Raw genomic sequence first — 319 nt, 5'->3', positions numbered from 1 at the left:
CAAAACACACCTGGAGATGGGTGTGGAGTAGGTGAATCAGGGTTGTGATTGTATCAATGTATTTTTAAGTGATCGAAAGATTGCCTTGAAATACGGCGCAACACGAATACTCAACCTGTAGCGAGTGTTCTTCTGCTTGTCCCCTACGGGGATGAGCCCAGAGTAAGCGCTAAAGCGCTAACTCTGGCCGCAAGACACACCCGTTATAGGGTCAAGCGAACAAGTGCATGTGGTGGATGCCTTGGCGATCACAGGCGATGAAGGACGCGGTAGCCTGCGAAAAGCTGTGGGGAGCTGGCAAACGAGCTTTGATCCACAG

At 51.1% G+C, this 319-nt stretch carries 1 rRNA gene; it reads left to right on the top strand.

The window, feature by feature from the left end:
- Positions 1 to 209: 209 nt before the first annotated feature.
- Positions 210 to 319, top strand: a 23S ribosomal RNA gene (locus tag AB4Y36_RS40505); the annotation flags it as partial.

The sequence above is a fragment of the Paraburkholderia sp. BR10936 genome (genome assembly GCF_040965735.1).
Taxonomy (GTDB): Bacteria; Pseudomonadota; Gammaproteobacteria; order Burkholderiales; family Burkholderiaceae; genus Paraburkholderia; species Paraburkholderia nodosa_A.
Note: the sequence above shows the minus strand (reverse complement) of the source record. Positions and strands in the feature narration are given on the sequence as shown.